This window comes from Streptomyces nitrosporeus, from assembly GCF_008704555.1.
Lineage (GTDB): Bacteria > Actinomycetota > Actinomycetes > Streptomycetales > Streptomycetaceae > Streptomyces > Streptomyces nitrosporeus.
The window spans coordinates 1105952-1125285 of record NZ_CP023702.1; the positions used below are offsets into that span (position 1 = coordinate 1105952).

General features: G+C 73.2%; 17 protein-coding genes and 3 pseudogenes. 10 read left to right on the plus strand and 10 right to left on the minus strand.

The features are described from left to right. Positions 1-90: 90 nt before the first annotated feature. Positions 91-264 carry a hypothetical protein gene (locus tag CP967_RS33860; protein ID WP_167535330.1) on the minus strand — a complete coding sequence of 58 codons (174 nt, stop codon included), beginning with the start codon at positions 262-264 and terminating at the stop codon, positions 91-93. Positions 265-791: 527 nt separating this feature from the next. On the opposite strand from CP967_RS33860, the gene CP967_RS04820 reads away from it, so the two are divergent. Beyond that, complete coding sequence (locus CP967_RS04820; protein WP_150486734.1) at positions 792-1223, plus strand: VOC family protein; 432 nt, start codon at positions 792-794, stop codon at positions 1221-1223. Positions 1224-1295: 72 nt separating this feature from the next. Here CP967_RS04820 and CP967_RS04825 read toward each other — a convergent pair. After that, positions 1296-1490: pseudogene (locus CP967_RS04825) on the minus strand (transposase); the annotation flags it as partial. Between the two features lie 8 nt (positions 1491-1498). On the opposite strand from CP967_RS04825, the pseudogene CP967_RS04830 reads away from it, so the two are divergent. From CP967_RS04830 to CP967_RS04860, 7 genes and pseudogenes are all read left to right on the plus strand, one after another. Further along, positions 1499-1564 (plus strand): annotated as a pseudogene (locus CP967_RS04830) (hypothetical protein); the annotation flags it as partial. A 479-nt stretch (positions 1565-2043) separates the two neighbouring features. Further along, complete coding sequence (locus tag CP967_RS04835) at positions 2044-2730, plus strand: fascin domain-containing protein (RefSeq protein ID WP_150486735.1); 687 nt, start codon at positions 2044-2046, stop codon at positions 2728-2730. A gap of 129 nt (positions 2731-2859) precedes the next feature. After that, positions 2860-2932 (plus strand): annotated as a pseudogene (locus CP967_RS04840). A 97-nt stretch (positions 2933-3029) separates the two neighbouring features. Next, a complete protein-coding gene (locus tag CP967_RS04845; RefSeq protein ID WP_150486736.1) occupies positions 3030-4166 on the plus strand; it encodes a leucine-rich repeat domain-containing protein in 1137 nt (378 codons plus the stop codon). Then, positions 4163-5923 carry an ankyrin repeat domain-containing protein gene (locus CP967_RS04850; protein WP_150486737.1) on the plus strand — a complete coding sequence of 587 codons (1761 nt, stop codon included), beginning with the start codon at positions 4163-4165 and terminating at the stop codon, positions 5921-5923. Before CP967_RS04845 ends, CP967_RS04850 begins: the two co-directional genes overlap by 4 nt. Beyond that, a complete protein-coding gene (locus tag CP967_RS04855; protein ID WP_150486738.1) occupies positions 5920-7134 on the plus strand; it encodes a sigma 54-interacting transcriptional regulator in 1215 nt (404 codons plus the stop codon). The genes CP967_RS04850 and CP967_RS04855 overlap by 4 nt, the downstream gene beginning before the upstream one ends. Before the next feature lie 6 nt (positions 7135-7140). Continuing rightward, the gene (locus tag CP967_RS04860) at positions 7141-8313 is read left to right on the plus strand and encodes a vWA domain-containing protein (protein WP_150486739.1); all 1173 of its coding nucleotides are present in this window, start codon (positions 7141-7143) and stop codon (positions 8311-8313) included. A 209-nt stretch (positions 8314-8522) separates the two neighbouring features. Here CP967_RS04860 and CP967_RS04865 read toward each other — a convergent pair whose 3' ends face one another. The 4 genes from CP967_RS04865 to CP967_RS04880 all read right to left on the minus strand — a co-directional run bounded on the left by CP967_RS04865 (position 8523) and on the right by CP967_RS04880 (position 12446). Beyond that, a complete protein-coding gene (locus CP967_RS04865) occupies positions 8523-9935 on the minus strand; it encodes an alpha/beta hydrolase (RefSeq protein ID WP_150486740.1) in 1413 nt (470 codons plus the stop codon). A 122-nt stretch (positions 9936-10057) separates the two neighbouring features. Continuing rightward, positions 10058-10630, minus strand: coding sequence for a QsdR family transcriptional regulator (locus tag CP967_RS04870; RefSeq protein ID WP_150486741.1), 573 nt, complete (start codon positions 10628-10630; stop codon positions 10058-10060). Between the two features lie 134 nt (positions 10631-10764). Next, positions 10765-11745, minus strand: coding sequence for a fibronectin type III domain-containing protein (locus CP967_RS04875; RefSeq protein WP_150486742.1), 981 nt, complete (start codon positions 11743-11745; stop codon positions 10765-10767). A 152-nt stretch (positions 11746-11897) separates the two neighbouring features. After that, a complete protein-coding gene (locus CP967_RS04880) occupies positions 11898-12446 on the minus strand; it encodes a peptidoglycan-binding domain-containing protein (protein ID WP_150486743.1) in 549 nt (182 codons plus the stop codon). A 291-nt stretch (positions 12447-12737) separates the two neighbouring features. Here CP967_RS04880 and CP967_RS04885 point away from each other — a divergent pair, with 291 nt between their 5' ends. Further along, positions 12738-13541, plus strand: coding sequence for a chitosanase (locus tag CP967_RS04885; protein WP_150486744.1), 804 nt, complete (start codon positions 12738-12740; stop codon positions 13539-13541). A 142-nt stretch (positions 13542-13683) separates the two neighbouring features. Then, positions 13684-14577 (plus strand): chitosanase, encoded by an 894-nt coding sequence (locus CP967_RS04890; protein WP_150486745.1) that lies wholly within the window; start codon positions 13684-13686, stop codon positions 14575-14577. 86 nt (positions 14578-14663) lie between these two features. On the opposite strand, the gene CP967_RS04895 is transcribed toward CP967_RS04890, so the two are convergent. The 4 genes from CP967_RS04895 to uraH form a co-directional block, all read right to left on the minus strand. Beyond that, on the minus strand, positions 14664-16136 hold the full coding sequence (locus tag CP967_RS04895; protein ID WP_167535331.1) for a nucleobase:cation symporter-2 family protein: 1473 nt from the start codon (positions 16134-16136) through the stop codon (positions 14664-14666). Between the two features lie 241 nt (positions 16137-16377). After that, the gene (locus CP967_RS04900; protein ID WP_150486747.1) at positions 16378-17766 is read right to left on the minus strand and encodes an 8-oxoguanine deaminase; all 1389 of its coding nucleotides are present in this window, start codon (positions 17764-17766) and stop codon (positions 16378-16380) included. Between the two features lie 237 nt (positions 17767-18003). After that, a complete protein-coding gene (gene pucL / locus CP967_RS04905; protein ID WP_150486748.1) occupies positions 18004-18927 on the minus strand; it encodes a factor-independent urate hydroxylase in 924 nt (307 codons plus the stop codon). Between the two features lie 7 nt (positions 18928-18934). Beyond that, complete coding sequence (gene uraH, locus CP967_RS04910) at positions 18935-19327, minus strand: hydroxyisourate hydrolase (protein WP_150486749.1); 393 nt, start codon at positions 19325-19327, stop codon at positions 18935-18937. Positions 19328-19334 lie beyond the last annotated feature (7 nt).

Here is a 19334-nt window from a genome sequence, read left to right on the forward strand (position 1 = left end):
CCGCCCACAGGGAAATCGGCCGGGGGCTACGTGTTCCACGGCACGGTCACGGCCGCAGTGATCCGACTCGGGCTCCGGCCCTGAGCGGGCTCACTCCTTCCGAGACGATGCCCGGTAGAACAGCAGCAGCACGACGAACGAAACAACGGGGTAGACGCCCGCGCTCCACGGTTGCGGCACGGTCTTCCAGGCGGCAACCACTGCCACTGCGAACAGAACCCAGCTCGCGCCCAGCCACGGACGCTTGGACAGCGTGCTGCCCACGAAGGCTGAACAGCTCCGGAAACCGTCCCCCGTCGATCCCATGGCCAGACCATGACCTCAGCGGGGAGCACCCTCCGAGGTCCGCCTGGCAGGATCTCCTGGGCTGTCCCGGGCCTACGGGTTCCAGGGGCTGCTGCGAGATCGCGGTCCGTCCGGAAAGCCGGGCCGGCCCGGACTCGGGGGTGCATGCCCCGGTTCGGGCAGGGAGTGAACGCAGCGCAGGCACGGTCTCGGTGATCATGTGAGTGCCGAAGGCCCATGAAAAATCGGCGAGTCCGTGCCTGCTTCTGCATCGTCTGAAGACCACCGCCTTCGCCCGCCTCGACCAAGGGCTGTCCCATAACCGATCTTTGTGAGCACGAGAGTGGCTGGCCGGGATCGCATCCCAGGTTCCCTTCGGGGAGGAACTGACCTCGGTCAACCCGTGCGGCCGCACGACACAACAGCGGAGGGCAGGGGCCTTCCCGCCGGCGACGTGCGCACCTATCACCGGGGAAGATGAGCACCGCCCCTGTTATCGTGCGCCGATGTCAACGATCAAGCAGTTCCAAGTGACCTTCGACTGCGCGGAGCCTGCACGCCTCGCCGCCTTCTGGTGCGAGGTACTGGGGTACGTCGTACCGACGGTCCCGGAGGGCTTTGCCACGTGGGAGGAATACCACCGCTCGCTGCCGCCCGAGGACGAGATCTACTTCGCGTGTACTGATCCCTCGGGTGTGGCCCCGCGCCTGCTCTTCCAGCGAGTTCCCGAAGGCAAGGTCGTCAAGAACCGGGTGCACCTCTGTGTGCGGGCCGGCGCCGGGCTCGTGGGTGACGAGCGCCTGGCCACACTTGAGGCCGAATGCGCGCGGTTGACGACGCTGGGTGCGAAACACGTGCTGACGCAGCGCGCCGATGGCGACAACGAGTCGTGCATCACGATGCAGGACATCGAGGGCAACGAGTTTTGCCTCGACTGATCCTCCCCAGAGCATGCGAGGCGGGGAGCCGTCTCCCGTGGCCTTCTCAGGTCCCGCATGCGGCGGAAGCCATCCCGTGAGAGCGAGGTCGTACAGGCGGGCGACGCCGTGCGTCGCGTGGTGTACGCCGTTGCCTCCCAGGCGGCGGTCGCGCAGGATCTTCCAGGTCTTCATGCGGGCGAAGGCGTGCTCGACGCGGGCGCGGACCCGTTTGCGGCTCTTGTCGTGGGCCTGTTTCCAGCACCGTCCTCGTACGCGACTCCAAGGACCACGACGGCCCCGTGCTCTCCCTGACCCCGCACGGCTGGTCCGCCTTCGTCGCCCATACCGCCGGGAACTGACGCACCGACAGTCGGCAGTCCGGTGCGCGGACGGCCGGCCCGGCAGGCGGACCGGGCCGCCTGCGCACCGCCGTGGGCCCCGTCAGGTGACGTCGAAGGAAACTCGGAATTGCGGGGAACTTAACCCGGAATTGCGGAGAAGATGATTCCACGCCGCCCCCGAAAGCCCTTTCCGAGACGCTTCGAAAACATTGGCGGACCGCGCATTCCGCGGTTAATCTGAGCTCGCTCCGCCTGAGGGCGCAGCGGCTGCCGAAGCACTCCTGGGGAGGGGTGTTCCATGCGGCCATCGGGGGGCGGGGATTCGGGGGTGTTTTCGTCGCCCGGGGCCACGCGGGGGGAAAGGCCCCGGTGCGCCGGTGTGCCTGGCTTTTCGCACCGCTTCTTCCCGGTGCGGACGGACGGAATTCACGTGCGCACCGGCCGTTTCCCCGCTCCCGGTTTCCCGGAATCCACTGGTCGAAAAGTGAGGAATACCTGTGCGTCGCACGACTTCCGTCCTGCTGTCCCTGAGCACCCTGCTCGCCGTCTCCGCTCTGGCCGCGCCCGGGGTCCAGGCCGCCACTCCGAAGGCCGACGGCCCGGTAGCCGTTCCCAGCGGCTGGGAGGCGGTGGACGGCACCGAACTGGCCCGGATCGCCGGGGAGTCCGAGGAGCCCGGAGCCGGGCGGGCCCCGTTCGCCGCCGACGGCGGTGTCTCCACGACGGCCGTCGAGCCGGAACTCCTGTCCGTGCGGTCGGCGCGCAACGGGAAGTTCGTCGCCACGGAGGCGAGCTACCCGGCTCCGGACACCGGGGTGCTGCGGGCCCGTTCCGCCCAGGTCGGCGGGGGCTGGGAGGGCTTCGCCTTCGAGTGGGACGAGGCGAGCCAGACGTACGCCCTGCGGTCGCTGGCGAACAACCTCTACGTGGCGGTGGAGAAGAACTACACCGGCAGCGCGCAGAACGCGCTGCGGGCGCGTTCCGCCACGGCGGGCGGCTGGGAGCGTTTCGCCCTGTACTACAACGAGGGGCTGGACCGCTGGGCGCTCCAGTCCACGCTGAACGGGAAGTTCGTCGCCATGGAGAACGGCTACACCGGTTCGCTCCAGTACGCGCTGCGCGCCCGGTCGGCCGAGATCACCGGTTCCTGGGAGGAGTTCTCCCTCCAGGGTTACGGCGCCTGAGGCGCCCGGTCCCTCGCGTGGCGCCGGCGCCCCGGGGCCTGAGCACCGCGCCCCGGGGGGCTTCGGCCCGCCCCGAGCGACGTACAACTGTGCGAATTGTCGGTGGGGGTCGCTATGATCACGCGTGGCAAGGCTGTAGCGCAGAGGTCGTCGCGCCCACGCATCAAGCTGGAGGACGCCGGTTCGAATCCGGCCGGTCTTGCCGCCTGTTCATGGAGGGATGGCGCCGGCGTCCTGGGCGGGATGCGGACGTCACCGTCCGTCCCTGCCGGATCCCGGCCAGGGACTGGGGAGTTGTGATGTCGCAGCCGATGCCGGTGCGCTGTCCCGTGATCGAGCACCCGGATGTGCCGCTCGCCGACACGGCCCTGCTGGAACCGCTGCTGGGGCGGCTCGCGGCAGAACCGGGTGTCGAGGCCGACGAGGTGTTCCCGGTGGGGACGCTGCGGGCGGACGGGCGGGTCGACCTGTGCAAGCAGGGGCTCGGGGCCGCCGGTGCGGCCCGGGTGGTGCCCGCGCTCGCCGCGTCACCGCACGCCGTACACGCGCTGCTGGGCACCAACTCCCTCGGGGACGAAGGGGCCCGCTCGGTCGCGGAGGCGTTGCGGGAGCCCGGTCACGGGCTGCGGACCGTCTATCTGGGGTGCAACCGCATCGGGGCCGGGGGCGCCGCGGCGCTCGCCGGTGCGCTCGGTGCGGACGACACCGTCCGGGCCCTGTGGCTGAAGCGCAATCCGCTGGGTGACGCGGGGGTCCGGGCGCTGGCGCCGATGCTGGCCCGCAACACGTCGCTGCGCACCCTGGACCTCGTCAACACCGGGGTCGGCGCCGGGGGCCTGCGGGTGCTGCTGGAGGCCCTGCGGGAGCGGGAGCGGCCCGTGGAGCGGCTCTTCCTCGGCGGCAACGGACTCGGCGCGGACTGCGCGCCGCTGCTGGCCGCGCTGGTCCGCGAGGCGGGTGTGCGGGAGCTGTACCTGCCGGCCAACCACCTGGGGGACGCCGGGGCCGCGGTGCTCGCCGGGGCGGCCGACCCGGCCCGCCCGGTGCGCTTCGGGCTCGGCGGCAACGGCATCGGACCGGCGGGGGCGGACGGGCTGGCCGGCGCGCTCGGCGGGATCGAGGCGCTGGACCTGGGCCGCCCGATGTCGCAGCGCACTCTCGGGGCGCGGGGGAACACCATCGGTGACGCCGGTGTGCGGGCGCTGGCCGGTGCGCTGGCCGGTTCGCCGCTGCGGCGGCTGGAGCTGGCCCACACCGGGCTGACGGGCCGGGGCGCGAAGGACCTGCTGGCGGCCGTCGGCGACCGTTCGCGGCTGGAGTACGTGGGGCTGGGCCCGGGTCTGCCGCGCCGGGTGAAGCGGTCCTTCGCCGCGCGGCTGCGCCCGGACTCCGGCGCGCACGCGGACCTGCGGGCGATCCGGAGCGTCTACCGGTGAACCCGCTCAGGGGGGACGGCAACCTGACGCCGGAGGAGCGGGCGAACCTGCTGCGGGTGCGGCGGTACGCGGTGCCCCGCTGGATGATCGAGCGGGCGACCGGGCGGCGGCTCGCCGGGGACTGGCGGGGGGCGCTGGCGGCGGCCCGTGTCCGGGTGGCCTTCGACCCGGCGGAGGTGGCCGGCGCCTACGGGGCCGCCGTGGCCGGGGCCCTGACGGCCGATCTCCACCACCTGGTGCCCGATCTGGTGCGCTGGCACCTGCCCCGGGTGATGGGCGGCCGCTCGACGATCGCCACCGGCCGCACGGTGGTCCTGGCGGGGTACGGCGACGGTCCGGGGGCCGGCCTGCCGCGCTCGCCCTACCTGTACGTGGTCACCCCGGCGATGCAGGACGGGCCGCAGCGCCTCGTGCTGTGCTTCGGGCCCGTCGCGGGGAGCACGCCCTCGGGCACGCTGCCGGCCTCGGCCGACGACTGGCGCCCGCTGCGCCATCTGTGGGACGCCCGGTGCACGGCCGGGCTGCGCGCGGCGGCGACCGGGGGCGCGGCGGGGCGGATCCCGTTCCTGGACGACGCGGGCGCCCCGTACTCCCACCGGGACCCCGGGGCTCCCACGGACGACGCCGCGGCCCGGTCCGAGCGGGTGACGCTGCTGTTCCAGGACACCGGGACGGCCGAGGCGTTCGCGGAGGCGGGGGTGGAGTGGGACCCGGAACCGCCGGTGACGAAGCGCAGATGGCAGAGCGTGGACCCCGGGTCGGTCATCCGTCACCTCGCACCGGACATCCCCAGGCTGGAGTGGAGCGTACGGCGCTGGACGGCGGTGACCGGCACGGACCGCTTCCGGATCGGGGCCCACTGGTCGGCCCACGTCCTGCTGGAACTGACGGACCACGCGAACGGCGGGCGGCTGCGGGTGCGCACCGTCGCGAAGGAGGCGGCGGAGGGCCTCCCCTGTCTGCCGGGTCCGGCCTGGCAGCCGCTGCCCGACCTGCGGCTGCTGCGGGCCGGTGCGCTGCCCGCGCGCTGGCTGCACCCGCTGGTCGCCGGGGCGCTCTTCCCGCGTCTGGAGGGGCCGTTCGGCGCGCCGGGTCCGACGCCGCCCGCCCCGGTACGGGTGCGGTGCCGCGGTGAGTGGCACGAGGTCGTCCTCCGGGACGGGGTGCTGCGTTCCCCGCACTCCGAGGAGGAGCGGCAGCGGGAGGCCGCCATGCGGGCGTTCGGCGGTGCGGTCGCCGGCTGCTTCGCGGCCGAGCACGCGCTGACCTCCGGCACGGGCCGCCCGCCGAAGGCCCTGCGGGCCCAGCGGCGGGAGCTGTTCCTGCGTGCCCAGCACGGGGACACCCCGGGGGTGCTGGAGATGCTGGACACCGGGATGGACGTCCGGGTGCGCGGTGGCGGGCGGCGCGGCCTCCTCCATCTGCTGCCTCTGCTCGACCACGAGGTGCTGCTGCCCCGGCTGCTGGCGGCCGGGCTGGACCTGGAGGCCCGGGACCACCGCCACCGCACCCCGCTGGCCGCCGCCGTGGGCGAGGGGGGTTCGCCCGCCCTGGTGCGGGCGCTCCTCGGCGCGGGGGCGCGGATCGACGTGGTGGACCAGTCGGACCATTCGCTGGACCAGTTGATCCGGGCCTACCGGCGGTCGGACCTGGGCTTCCTGCGTGAGCGGGTGGAGAGGGAGCATCCGGGCATCGGGGCCGACTGGTTCGAGGAGTGGCACGACGCCGATGACGACGAGGGGCACGGCACACAGTGAGCACCACCACCCGGTCCGCCTCCCCCGCTTCCCCGTCCGGGCCGCTGTCCGGTGCGGACGAGCTCAACCGGCGGTTGGGCGGCATCCGGACGGAGCCCGCCGAAAGCCCCCAGCTGGAGGCGCTGGCGCTCGCGGTGTCGGCCAATCAGCCGGTGCTGCTGTGGGGCGAGCCGGGCATCGGCAAGTCGGCCGGCCTGGGGCAGCTGGCGGCGGGGCTCGGGCTGGAGCTGGAGACGGTCATCGCCAGCGTCCACGAGCCCTCGGACTTCGCCGGGCTGCCCGTCGTGGGTGAGGACCCGGCGGCGACCGGGGTGCCGATGGCGCCGCCGGACTGGGCCGTCCGCCTGGCGCGGGCCGGGCAGGGGCTGCTCTTCTTCGACGAGCTGTCCTCGGCTCCGCCGGCCGTGCAGGCCGCCCTGCTGCGGGTGGTGCTGGAGCGGCAGGTCGGCAGTCTCCGGCTGCCTTCGAGCGTACGGATCGTGGCGGCGGCCAATCCGCCGTCCAGCGCGGCCGACGGCTGGCACCTCAGTCCGCCGCTCGCCAACCGCTTCGTCCATCTGCGGTGGACACACGACCCGCGTACGGTCGCGCGCGGCATGGCCGGTACCTGGCCCGAGCCGTCCGTACCGGTGGTGGACCCGGGCAGGGTGCCGGGGGCGGCGGCGCGTGCCCGCGGCGCGATATCCGGCTTCCTGACCGCGCGGCCCGGCCTGGTGCACCACCTCCCCGCCGACGCGGAGAACCGGGGCCGGGCCTGGCCCTCCCCCCGGACCTGGGACATGGCACTGCGGCTGCTGGCCACCGGTTACGCCACGAAGGCGGGCCGGGAAGCGGTCGCCGCCGCGCTGACGGGGGCCGTCGGGGACGGAGCAGGTCTCGAACTCCTGTCCTATCTGGAGCATCTGGACCTGCCGGACCCCGACCGGGTGCTGGCCGACCCGGACGCCTTCGCGCTGCCCGAACGCGGGGACCGCCAGCTGGCGTTCCTGATCGCGGTGGTCTCCGCCGTGCGGGACGGCCTGACCAGGGAGCGCTGGGAGGCGGGCTGGGCGGTGCTGGCCAAGGCGGTGGACGCGGGCGTACCGGACGTGGCGGCGCGGGCGGCGGTCGATCTGGCGGCGATGCGCAGTCCCAACTGGCCGGTTCCGGCCGGGATCGACGGGTTCCTGGACCTGCTGCGGCAGTCCGGTGCCCTGCCCTCGGGGGGCTGAGCCCGCGTGGCGGGTCTGGACACGACGAAGCTGCTCGCGGCCCGCTACCGGGCGGCCGCCGACCGCCCGTACCTCGCCTCGGCGCTGTACGCGCTGACGGTGGTGGAGAGCGAGCGGGTCCCGACGATGGGTGTGGACCGGTACTGGCGCTGCTACGTGTCGCCCGCGTTCGTGGACCGTACGCCGGTGGCGGAGCTGGCGGGGGTGTGGGTGCACGAGGTGGCGCACCTGCTGCGCGACCACCACGGGCGGGCCGGACGGCTGCCGGCCGCCGACCAGCGCGACCGGCTCCGGGTCAACGTGGCCCAGGACTGCGAGATCAACGACGACCTGCTCGCGGACGGGCTGGCGCTGCCCCCGGGGCGGGTGGAGCCCCGGCTGTTCGGGCTCGCGGACGGGCAGCTCTTCGAGGCGTATCTGCCGGGACTCCCGGCGTTCCCCGAGATCCATGACTGCGGGCCGGGCGCCCACGGGCAGCCGGTGGAGTGGGAGGCGGGCGGCAAGGGCGGCCCCACCCGGATCGGTCCGGCCGAGGCGGACGCGCTGCGCCGCCGGACCGCCGAGGAGATGCGCGCCCACACGCGTGCGCGGGGCACGCTGCCGGGGGGCTGGAAGCGGTGGGCGGACGAGGTGCTCGAACCCGCCGTCGACTGGCGGCAGATGCTCGCCGGCGCGGTGCGGGAGGCCGCCGCCTGGGCGGCGGGCGCCGTGGACTACACCTATCGCAGGCCGTCCCGGCGCGGTGCCGCGCTGCGGGGCGTCGTCCTGCCGGGTCTGCGCCGGCCGCTGCCCCGGGTGGCGGTGGTGATCGACACCTCGGGGTCGATGGGCGAGGAGGAACTGGGGTCCGCGCTGGCCGAGGTCACCGGGGTGCTGCGGGAGGTGGGCGTCCGGGGCAACCGGGTCACCGTGCTGGCCTGTGACGCCGATGTGCGGGCGGTGTCGCGGGTGGCGGCCACGGAGCAGATCACGCTGGACGGGGGCGGCGGGACGGACATGCGGGCGGGGATCACGGCGGCCCTGGCCGGCCCGGAGAGGCCGGGGGTGGTGATCGTCCTGACGGACGGGTGCACCCCGTGGCCTCAGGAGCCGGTCTCGTGCCGTGTGATCGCCGCCCTGATCGGCCCGTCGGCGCCCCCGCCGCCCGCGTGGGTGGAGACGGTACGCGTCCCGGCGTGAGCCGGCGGAGGAGGGCCGCGGGACACGGGCGGGGGTACGGGCGGAACGGACGCCCGGGGTGCGGGACGGCCCGCGGACCCGACCGCCCCGCACCCACGGCCCGTGGAGCTGACCACCCCGCACCCGCGGCCCGCGGGCAGGGCCGCGCCGCACCCCCCTTTGCCCGCGGGCAGGGCCGTCCGTGCCTCCGGGGCCGCTCCCGGGCGGGCCTACCCGCCGGTCAGGGCGGAGGGGATGTCCACGTAGTCCTTGAACTGGACCGAGACCGTGTGCCGGTCCGCGGACCAGTTCCGGACGGTCAGGGTCTCGCGCACGCCGTCCGCCCCGCGCGGGGTCTGGGTGACGGCTACGGAGCCGTCGGCCTGTGCGGTGGCCGGGAGGGAGAGGTCGGTGGCCGTCAGGAACGGGACCCGGTCGAAGGGCGGGAGCGCGGCGTCCAGGTGGCTCTGCCCGTCGCAGTCCTTGTCGAACGCGAACAGGCCGAGGATCTGCCGGAGCCGTGGTGAGACGGCCGGGTTGAGCACGTCCGTCCCCCCGATGCTCAGCCGGTCGTCGTCCGCCGTGCCCGACCACCACTCCTTCGCCCGGACGACGGTGAGCGCCGTACGGCCGGGGCAGGCGTCGATCCGGTCCGCGACACCGCCGGGCGGGGAGACCAGCAGCCGGACGAAGTGGTCGCTGCGTTCGAACGGTTCGGTGTAGAAGTGGTTGGTCCGCTCCCCCGGGCGGACGAAGGCCAGTTCGTAGTGTCCGCGCCCGTCGACGCCCAGCGGCCCGAAGGCACCGTCCGCGCCGGTCCGTACGACGCGCAGCGGCAGGAGCCCCCGGCGTGCTCCGGTGGCCGGGTCCAGCCGCCAGAGTTCGAGGCGGCCCGCGAGGCCGGTGTTCTGCGGGAAGTGCGCGACCCGGCCGGAGATCCGGACCCGGTCCGGCGGTTCGGGCAGGACCCGGGTCGTCAGGGGCGGCCTGCCGCGGAGGAACGCGTAGACGTGCGCGAAGCTCTCGGCCGAGGTCGCGCTCTGGGTGTGCGCGGCGTCCGGCTCGTACACGTTGACCGCTCCGCCGATCGATCCCTCCGGCTGGAGGCTCGACCAGATGGCGAGGGTGGGTACCCCGCCCGGTGGCGCGTCGGCGCTGCGGCCGTCCAGGTTCACGTATCCGGCGACCTCCGCCGCCCGTGCGGGGTCGGCGAGGTAGGCGTGCGCCACGCGGGTGCCGCGTGAGTGCGCCAGGAGGTCCACCCGGTCGGCACCGGTACGGGCCCGTACGGAGTCGACCAGGTGCTCCAGGGACTCGACGGCGTGGTCGTCGGTGGCGGCGGAGGTGTCCCACTCGTGGACGTACAGCTGGTCGTCCCGGTAGCCGTTGCTGGAGAACCGCTTCGCCTGCGACTCCCACTGCTGTGCCGAACCGTGCTGGCCGTGCACGAAGATCACCGGGTTGACCGCGGACCGTACGGCGGGAACCGGCCCGGTGACGGCGGCGGGTCTTCCGGGTGCGGCGGCTCCGGTCGCGGCGGCGGTGGGGGCGGCCGGCGCCGCGAGGGCTCCGGCGAGCGCCAGGAGCACCGCGAGCAGGGCGATCCGGCCGGGGTGGCGATGGATGGTCGGGGGTGCGGGCATGTTCTCCTCCGGGTCGCGTCGTGGGGCGCGTGTCGGAGTCGGAAACTACGGCCGGGGCCCGCCCGTCCACCAGGCGTCGGCGTGAGGCTGAGACGGCGGTCTCAGCCGGTGCGCGGTGGCGCTCAGCGGGTTTGCCGGAGCACCGCGCGGGCAGCGCGTTCGGCGAGTCCGAGGCCGAGCCGGCGGCTGCTGAGGAGTTCGGCGTAGAGCGCGGACTCGACGATCCGCACGTAGAGGTAGGCCAGTTCGTCGGCGCCGGCCGCCGTCCAGAGCGGTGTGCCGTCCCCCGCCTCCAGCAGGATGTTCCGCTGGGCGAGGACGGCCCGCCGGTGTACGCGGCCGCCGGTCAGCAGGCGCCGCGCGGTGTCGGGTTCGGCGCGCAGGAAGGACCGGAAGGGGGCGGAGCCCCGCAGGGCGGTGACGAAGTCGCGGGTGATCTCCAGGACCCCGTCGACACCGGTGCGGGTGCGTCTTCCGCGGGCGCGGGCCAGCAGCCGGTCCGCCAGCGCCCACAGCACGTCGGCCAGGAGCCGGTCCCGGCTGCCGACCACGCGGTAGAGGGTCGCCCGGCTGATCGCGAGGTCCCGGGCGACCGCGTCCATGTCGAGGGTGCCGTGCCGCACGAAGTACCGGCAGGCGCTGTGCACGACGTGGGCCCGGCTCACCACGCGCCGGGAAGGTGCCGTACGCGGCATGGCAGGCTCGCCTTCTGTGACGGCTCGCCCCGGCGGCCCCGGGCGAGGGCCGGTGTACCTTACCGTGCGCCCGCCGGCCGGTACGGGCGTTTCCCGGGCCCGCGCCCGCCGGACCCGGCTCCGCGCCGCCCCGCTCAGCCCGGCAGCACCACCGTGCGCTGGGCCGAGAAGTCGCCCCAGGTGCCGTCCGGCAGCTTGGGCCGGAGCTTCAGTGAATAGCGGGTGCCGGGCGGGTCGGTGAGGGTCAGCCGGTAGGTGGCGCGGCCGGCCGGCGGGGTGCCGCCCCAGACGATGGTGGTGGTCAGCTCGCCGTCCAGGTACAGCTGGTAGGCGGGGATGGTTCCGCCGGTGTCCGGCTGGTCCCAGGACAGGTCCACGACGTACTCCCCGCCCTCGGCCGCCGTCTTCGTCCGGAGCCCGGTGGGGGCGGTGCTCGCGGGGGCGCCCGGGGCGGACGGGGTGGTGAGGTCGAGGGGTTCGCTGTCGGGCGAGGAGCGGTCGGAGGCGTCGCGGGCGCGGACGGTGAAGGTGTAGACGGTGCCGGGCCGCAGTCCGGTGAGCTCGGCCTTGGTCGCGGTGGCCGCGACGCTGTGGATCCGGGAGTCCTCCTGGTAGACGTCGTACGAGGTGACGCCCACGTCGTCCGTGGAGGCGCCCCAGGTCAGCGTGGCCGTACGCCCGTCCTTCCCGGCGGTGCCGCGCACCTTCACCGGGGCGGTGGGCGGTTTCTCGTCGGCGGGAGCGGGCTCCGGGGTGGTGACGGAGACGGCGGCGCTGCGGGCGGAGAGGTTGCCGGCGGCGTCCCGGGCGCGGACGGTGAAGGTGTAGGCGGTGGAGGCGGTCAGCCCCTCGACGTCGATCATCCGCTTGGTGGCGGGGACGGACACGGCCTTCTCGCCCTCGCGGTAGACCTCGTAGCCGGTGACCGCCTCGTTGTCGGTGGCGTGCTCCCACATGACGTGGACGGTGGTGGCGCTGCTCGCCTGCGCGGTCACGTCCCTGGGCACCGTCGGCTTCTCCGTGTCGGCCGGCTCGGAGGTCTGGCAGGCGGTGAGCGAGGCGAGCAGCAGGGCCGTGGAACAGGCCAACGCGGTGCGCAGGGGGGAGCGTTGCATGGGGGGCCTTCCCTCGGACAGCAATGGTCCAGACCTATATGCCATGCAGGGGGCGGCGCCGACAAGGGGGTGGACCGGAACGTTCCGCAATGTCCGGCGGGGCCGGGGCCCTCCGGGGCGGACCTGGGAGCCCGCCCCGGAGGAGAACCGCGTCAGCAGGTCCGCGTGTTGTAACCGGCCGTCTCGATACCGCCGTTGGCCGAAGCGAACTCCCAGTTGCCGCCCGCGTCCGCGCGCCGGACCATGAAGGTCCAGTTCTTGCCGTGGTACCCGCCGTACCGCTTCCCTCCGCTCACTCCGTCGAAGGAGATCTTCTTGCCCGCCTTGCCCCAGGTGAGCTTGCCGGCCGAACCGTCGGCGGCCAGCCCCCGGTCCCGCTGCCAGGCCACCGTGGCGGCGCGGGTCTGCGGGCCGAACGCCCCGTCGGCACCGGAGCGGGGCAGGTAGCCGTCCGCCCACAGGATGGTCTGCCACAGGCAGGTGGCGTTGGAGAGGCGGTTGGTGGTGGTGTTGACGGCGCCCTCGTCGTTCAGGTCGTCCAGCATCGTGCCGGTCCCGTAGACGTAGGCCCGGCCGTTGTAGGAGTTGCTGGCCGCCGCGGGGGTGGCGGCCGTGGCCGCGATACCCAGGGCCAGTGTCGCGGCAGCAAAGGGAACAGCGGCTCTGCGCAGCGGACGGAACCGGCTGACGGTTGAGTACATGAAGGGTCCTCCCTGAGAAAAAGGTTTGCTGGTGCGATCGCTGAATGGACGGTACGAGCCGATCGCGCCGTCAGTGAACGGCCCGGGCCTTCTTGTTACCGGGTGATCGGCTGACGCGGACGTTCCGGGGACACGGCCACAACTCCGCGACAGACCGGGCCGGTCGGCGGCTGGAACGGGCCGGGCGGGCACCGGTGCGGGCGGTGCGGCCGCCGGTGCGGCGGGGGCGCCGCCGGTGCGGGCGGGGCGGCCGGTGCGGGCGGAGCTTGCCGGTCCTGGCACGCTGGGCGGGTGAAGCCCAGATGTCTCGTTCTCGCCGGTGCCCTGGCACTCGTCCTGTCCGGCTGCTCCCCGTCCTCCTCCGGTGCGCCCGAGAAGAACCTCGACGACCCCGCGAAGAAGGACATCGCCATGCGGCTGGTGTCCAGCGCGGAGAACTCGACCCTGGACTGGGAGGCGCAGTACGGCTACATCGAGGACATCGGCGACGGCCGGGGCTACACCGCCGGCATCATCGGCTTCTGCTCCGGCACGGGTGATCTGCTGGAGGTCGTCACGCGCTACACCGAGGCCCGGCCCGGCAACGCGCTGGAGCGCTTCCTCCCCGCGCTGCGCGGGGTGCTGGGCACCGACTCGCACGAGGGGCTCGGTGACGCCTTCACCGGCGCGTGGGCAAAGGCCGCGTCCGATCCGGTCTTCCGCCGGGCCCAGGACGAGGAACGCGACCACGCCTACTTCGGGCCGGCTCTCGTCCGCGCCCTCGACGACGGGCTCAGCGCGCTCGGCCAGTTCATCTACTACGACGCGTACGTGATGCACGGGTACGCCGACGCCAAGGGCACGGTCGGCTTCCGCACCATCAGGGCCGGGGCCGTCGAAGCGGCCGCCCCGCCGTCCAGGGGCGGCGACGAGGAGGAGTACCTGAACGCCTTCCTCGACGCACGGGTGGAGGCCATACGCCGTGAGCCCTCCCACAGCGACACCAGCCGGGTGGAGACGGCCCAGCGGGTCTTCGTCCGCGAGGGCAGGCTCCAGCTGGAGACCCCGCTGGCGTGGAAGGTGTACGGCGAGAGCTTCCGCATCGACGAGGAGTGAACCCCGGCACCGGTCCGCTCCCTGCGCCCGGCCCCGCCGGCGCGCGGCGCGCCCGGGCGTCGAGGGGGCCGCATACTTTGCCGTCAGGGCCGGGCAGAATCCCCGCAGAACAACGGAACAGCAGATTCCATTCGGAGGCCCGATGCGTCATTCCCCTCCGTGTGCCGTACGCCGTGACCGGCCGGCCCGCCCCCTCGTCCGCTCCCTCATCTCTTCCCTCGCCTGCGCCGGACTCGCGCTGACGGCCCTCGGGCCGGCGCCCGTCGCGGCGGCGGTGACCACCCGTACCGGGGCTTCCGTCCCGGCCGCACACCTGGAGGCAGCCGCGATCACGCTCGAGGACCCCGTGAAGAAGGAGATCGCCATGCGGCTGGTCTCCAGTGCCGAGAACTCGACCCTGGACTGGGAGGCGCAGTACGGCTACATCGAGGACATCGGAGACGGCCGGGGCTACACCGCCGGCATCATCGGCTTCTGCTCCGGCACCGGCGACATGCTCGACCTGGTGGAGCTGTACACCGCCCGCGCCCCGCGCAACGTCCTGGCGGGGTATCTGCCCGCCCTGCGCGCGGTGGACGGCACCGACTCGCACGAGGGGCTCGATCCCGGCTTCACCGGGGACTGGGCCGAGGCCGCGACCGATCCGGTGTTCCGGCGGGCGCAGGACGACGAGCGTGACCGGGTGTACTTCGGCCCGGCCGTACGCCAGGCCGTGAACGACGGGCTGGGCGTGCTCGGCCAGTTCATCTACTACGACGCGCTGGTCATGCACGGCGGCGGCAGCGACCCCACCAGTTTCGGGGCGATCCGCCGCACCGCCCTGGAACACGCCAGGTCCCCCTCCCGGGGCGGTGGCGAGACCGCCTACCTCGACGCGTTCCTGGACGCCCGGGTGTGGGCGATGCGGCAGGAGGAGGCCCACTCGGACACCAGCCGGGTGGACACCGCCCAGCGGGTCTTCCTCCGTGAGGGCAATCTGGACCTGGACCCGCCGCTGGTCTGGCAGGTGTACGGCGACAGCTACCGCATCGGCTGACACCGCCAGAACGCCGTGTGCGCGTACGGGGGTTCCGGGGCCCCCGGAGGTTCCGTACGCGCACCGGCCGGCGGCAGCGGCGGCCGTCAGGGGGTGACGGGCAGCGCCATGGGGTCCTTGGGCTGTCCGTTCCCCGCCGGCGCCGGGGGCGTCGCCCCGGGGTCCTCGTCCGGTTTCCGGCCGAGGTGGTTGAAGGCCAGGTTGAGCAGGATCGCCACCACGCATCCCGTGGAGATGCCCGAGTCCAGGACGACGAGCAGGTCCTCGGGGAAGGCGTGGTAGAAGCCGGGCGCGGCGATCGGTATGAGGCCGACGCCGAGCGCGGCGGCGACGATCAGCGCGTTCTCGCCCTTCTCCAGGGCGGCGGTGGCCAGGGTCTGGACGCCGCTGGCGGCGACCGAACCGAACAGGACGATGCCGGCGCCGCCGAGCACCGGCAGCGGGACGAGGGCGATGACCGAGGCCGCGACGGGGACGAGGCCGAGCACCACGAGGATCGCTCCGCCCGCCGCGACGACGAAGCGGCTGCGGACCTTGGTCATCGCGACCAGGCCGATGTTCTGGGCGAAGGCGCTGCACATGAAGCCGTTGAACAGCGGACTCAGCGCGCTGCCCAGGGTGTCGGCGCGCAGTCCGCCCTCGATGGTCCGCTCGTCGGCGGGGCGGCCGACGATCTTGCCGAGGGCCAGCATGTCCGCGGTGGACTCGGTCATGCAGACCAGCATCACGATGCACATGGAGATGATGGCGGCTGCCTCGAACTGCGGTGCGCCGAAGTGGAAGGGGGCCGGGAAGCCGATCAGGTCCGCGTCCCCGAGCGCTCCGAAGTCGGTGATGCCGACGGGTATCGCGATGAGGGTGCCGATGACCAGGCCGAGCAGGATGGCGATCTGCTGGAGGAAGCCGCGCAGCAGTTTGCGCAGGGCGAGCACGATCACGAGGGTGACGGCGGCCATCGTGATGTCGGTGGTGGAGCCGTAGTCGTCGGCCGCGGCGTTGCCGCCCTGCGCCCAGTTGAAGGCGACCGGCAGCAGGGAGACCCCGATGAGGGTGATGACGGTGCCGGTGACCACCGGCGGGAAGAAGCGTACGAGTTTGCAGAAGTAGGGGGCGAGGACGAAGCCGAGGACGCCGGCGACGATGATCGCGCCGAAGATGACGGCGATCCCGTCGTGCCCGCGGTCCTTGCCGATGGCGACCATCGGGGTGACACCGGCGAAGGAGACACCGTTGACGAACGGCAGCCGTGCGCCGATGCGCCAGAAGCCGAGCGTCTGCAGGAGGGTGGCGATGCCCGCGGTGAACAGGCTCGCCCCCATCAGGAAGGCGGTCTCCTTCGCGCTCAGGCCCACGGCGGGCCCGACGATCATCGGCGGGGCGACCACCCCGGCGTACATGGCGGCGACGTGCTGGAGGCCGCTGGTGAACATCCTCAGGGGCGGGAGCGTCTCGTCGACCGGATGTGTACCTTCCGGTACCGGCCCGGGTGGTGGGCCCGGCTCCGCTGCCGGTCCGGTTGCTGCGATTGCGTCCTTGCGAAACCTGGGCGTGGCTGCCACGGCGGCTCCTCCGGTCGGGTACACGTCGGCGACGCGGGTGTCAGGGAGGTGGTGCGGGTGGTGCGGGATGCAGGTCGTGCGGGCTGGTGCGGGCAGCTCGGATCGCCGGTCCGCGGGGCGCGCGCCTTCGGGCTGCGCGTCCCGCGGACCGGTTGCCGCGGACGTCTTCCGGGTCCACGGCGGCCGGCCGAGGGCCGTCCCCCTCGGCCGGCCGGTCAGGGGGTGTGCCGGCGGGGGGCCTTCAGGCCCCGGCGGCGATCTGCGCGAGCCGCCTGGCCTCGTCGCGGGTCGCGCGGGCGACGGCGTCCTCGTCCACCGTGGTGAGGTGGTTCTCCTCGACGACGGGTCTGCCGTCGACGAGGGAGAGGGTGACGGGGGCCGCCGCTCCGAAGACGAGCGCGGTCACCGGGTCGGCGATGGAGGCGTGTGCCAGGGTGTCCATCTTCCACAGGACGAGGTCGGCCAGCTTGCCCGCTTCCAGGGAGCCGATCTGCTCGGCGCGGCCGAGCACCCGCGCGCCCCCGTACGTACCGAGGCGCAGCGCCTGACGGGCGTTCAGGGCCTTCTCGCGGTGGGCGCCGAGGCGGTTGACCAGGAGGGCGTTGCGCAGTTCGGTGTGGAGTTCGCCGGACTCGTTGGACGCGGTGCCGTCGACGCCGAGGCCGACCGGTACCCCGGCGGCGAGCATGTCGGGGACGCGTGCGATGCCGGCGGCGAGGCGGGCGTTGGACGAGGGGCAGTGGGCGACTCCGGTGCCGGTACGGGCGAAGGCTGCGATGTCGGAGTCGTTCATGTGGACGCAGTGCGCCATCCACACGTCGTCACCGAGCCAGCCGGTCGTCTCGAAGTAGTCGGTGGGGCCCATGCCGAACAGCTCCTTGCAGAACTGCTCCTCCTCCCTGGTCTCCGAACCGTGGGTGTGCAGGCGCACCCCGCGCCGCCGGGCCAGTTCGGCCCCTTGCCGCAGGAGTTCGGTGGACACGGAGAAGGGCGAGCAGGGCGCCACGGCTATCCGGGTCATCGCGTCGAAGGAGGTGTCGTGGTGCGCGTCGATGGTGGCCTCGGTGGCGGCGAGGGCATCGTCGAGGGTCTCGACGGCGAAGTCCGGCGGGAGCCCGCCGTCCTTCTCGCCGCGGTCCATGGAGCCCCGGGCGAGCGTGAAGCGTACGCCCATGTCGCGGGCGGCGCCGATGATCGCGCCGGAGAGGTCGCCGGCTCCCCGCGGGTGGACGTAGTGGTGGTCCATCGCGGTGGTGACTCCGCCGCGGGCCATCATCGCGAGCGACCCCTGGGCGGCGGCGCGGACCATCGGCTCGTCGATGCGCGCCCAGGTGGGATAGAGCGCGACGAGCCAGTCGAAGAGGTTGTGGTCGGTCGCCAGGCCCCGGGTGATCCACTGGTAGAAGTGGTGGTGGGTGTTGACCAGGCCGGGTGTGGCGAGGTGGCCGGTGGCGTCGATCCGCCGTACGACACCGGTGAGGCCCTCCGGGGCCCGGCCGGCGCCGACGGACTCGATGCGGTTGCCCGCGACGACGATGTGGCCCGAGGCGTACTCGGTGTCCTGGGCGTCGACGGTGGCGACGGCGCAGTTCTCGATGACGGTACGCCGGAGGTCTGCCGGTGCTGCCATGGTGCTTCCTTCTCCTCGGAGGACGGCGGGCGGGCACGGCAGGACCCTGGGGATTTGAGTGCCACAGCGTGCGTGCGCGGCTGTGGGTGCCGAAGGGACGGGCCTGGGGGCCGGGCCGGGGGAACGGCGGGGCGGTGGGCCGACGGTCCGTCAGGAGCGCTTGCGGGCCGGGGGCCCGGGGTGCCCGGCCGGCTCCGCCCCCGCGGTGCGGAGGGGCGGGGCCGGCCGGGCGGCGGGTCAGAGATTGGTCATGTCGACCGGGATCCGGGGGTCCGCGCCGTCCCTGAGGACGGTCGCCTCGATGAGGCCGTAGGGCCGGTCGGCGGCGAAGTAGACCTCGTTGTCGTTCTTCAGCCCGAACGGCTCCAGATCGACGAGGAAGTGGTGGTTGTTGGGCAGTGAGAAGCGGATCTCGTCGATCTCGCTCCGGTTCTCGATGATGCGCGAACCCATCTGGTAGAGGGTCTGCTGGAGCGAGAGGGAGTAGGTCTCGGCGAAGGCTTCGAGCATGTGCCTGCGTGTCTGCGCGTAGGACTTCTCCCAGTGGGGCATGGGCTGCTCGTCGTCGGTCCAGCCGTAGCGCCACCGGGCGGAGACGTCCGTCGCCAGGATGCGGTCGTACGCCTCCTTCAGGGTGGTGTACTCGTCCTTGACGTAGCCCCAGAACTCCGAGTGGGTGGAGTTCAGTACGGTGAGGTCCTTGAGGCCGGAGACGACCTCCCACTTCTCACCGTCGTAGCGGACCTGGGCGGTGCGGGTCTCCTGGCCCTTGCGGACGAAGGAGTGCTTGATCTCGTCGGCGCCGATGAACTTCGAGTTGCCGTCGGAGGTGGCGATCCGCTCCCAGGCGTACTCCTCGATCCGGATCCGGGCGGCCTTGATCGGTTCCTGGGAGGTGACGAAGTGCCGGGCGAGGTGGATGCCGAACTGCTCGGCCGACTCGATGCCGTGTTCCTTGGCGAAGGCGAACACCGTGTTCTTGGTGGTGTCGGTCGGCAGGACGTTGGCGTTGGAACCCGAGTAGTGGACGTCGTCCATGTCGCCGGAGAGGGCGACCGAGACGTTGAGGTCCTTGATGTGGTGGGTGTCGCCGTCCCGCACGATCCTGACGACGCGGTTCTCTGCTTTGCCGTACTGGTTCTGGCCGAGAATCGTGGGCATCTGTCTGCTAGCTCCCTCGGTATACGGAGTAGCCGAACGGGTTGAGCAGCAGCGGTACGTGATAGTGCTCGCCCGGGGTGACCGCGAACGCGATCGCCACCTCCGGGAAGAACGCGCCGCTGTCCCTTACGCGGGGGGCGTCCTGCTGCGCCTCGGCTTGCTTCTCTCTGGCGAAGTACGTCTCCGTGTCGAACACGAGCCGTACGTGGGTGGTCCCTTCCGGCAGGGCCGGCAGGTCTTTGCAGCGCCCGTCCGCGTCGGTCGCGGACGTGCCGAGCGTCAGGTAGCGCCCGTCGCCGCCGCTGCGGGCGGCCAGGGAGACGGCGACGGCCTCGGCGGGGCGGCCGATGCTGGTGTCCAGGATGTGGGTGGACACCGATGCGGTGGTGTCGGTGCTCAAGTCCGTC

Bases quoted from the DNA above. Each gene is read 5' to 3' on its own strand.
- CP967_RS04820 (WP_150486734.1), top strand. From the start codon at position 792: ATGTCAACGATCAAGCAGTTCCAAGTGACCTTCGACTGCGCGGAGCCT.
- CP967_RS04845 (WP_150486736.1), top strand. From the start codon at position 3,030: ATGTCGCAGCCGATGCCGGTGCGCTGTCCCGTGATCGAGCACCCGGAT.
- CP967_RS04865 (WP_150486740.1), bottom strand. From the start codon at position 9,935: ATGCCCGCACCCCCGACCATCCATCGCCACCCCGGCCGGATCGCCCTG.
- CP967_RS04870 (WP_150486741.1), bottom strand. From the start codon at position 10,630: ATGCCGCGTACGGCACCTTCCCGGCGCGTGGTGAGCCGGGCCCACGTC.
- CP967_RS04875 (WP_150486742.1), bottom strand. From the start codon at position 11,745: ATGCAACGCTCCCCCCTGCGCACCGCGTTGGCCTGTTCCACGGCCCTG.
- CP967_RS04880 (WP_150486743.1), bottom strand. From the start codon at position 12,446: ATGTACTCAACCGTCAGCCGGTTCCGTCCGCTGCGCAGAGCCGCTGTT.
- CP967_RS04890 (WP_150486745.1), top strand. From the start codon at position 13,684: ATGCGTCATTCCCCTCCGTGTGCCGTACGCCGTGACCGGCCGGCCCGC.
- CP967_RS04900 (WP_150486747.1), bottom strand. From the start codon at position 17,766: ATGGCAGCACCGGCAGACCTCCGGCGTACCGTCATCGAGAACTGCGCC.
- pucL (WP_150486748.1), bottom strand. From the start codon at position 18,927: ATGCCCACGATTCTCGGCCAGAACCAGTACGGCAAAGCAGAGAACCGC.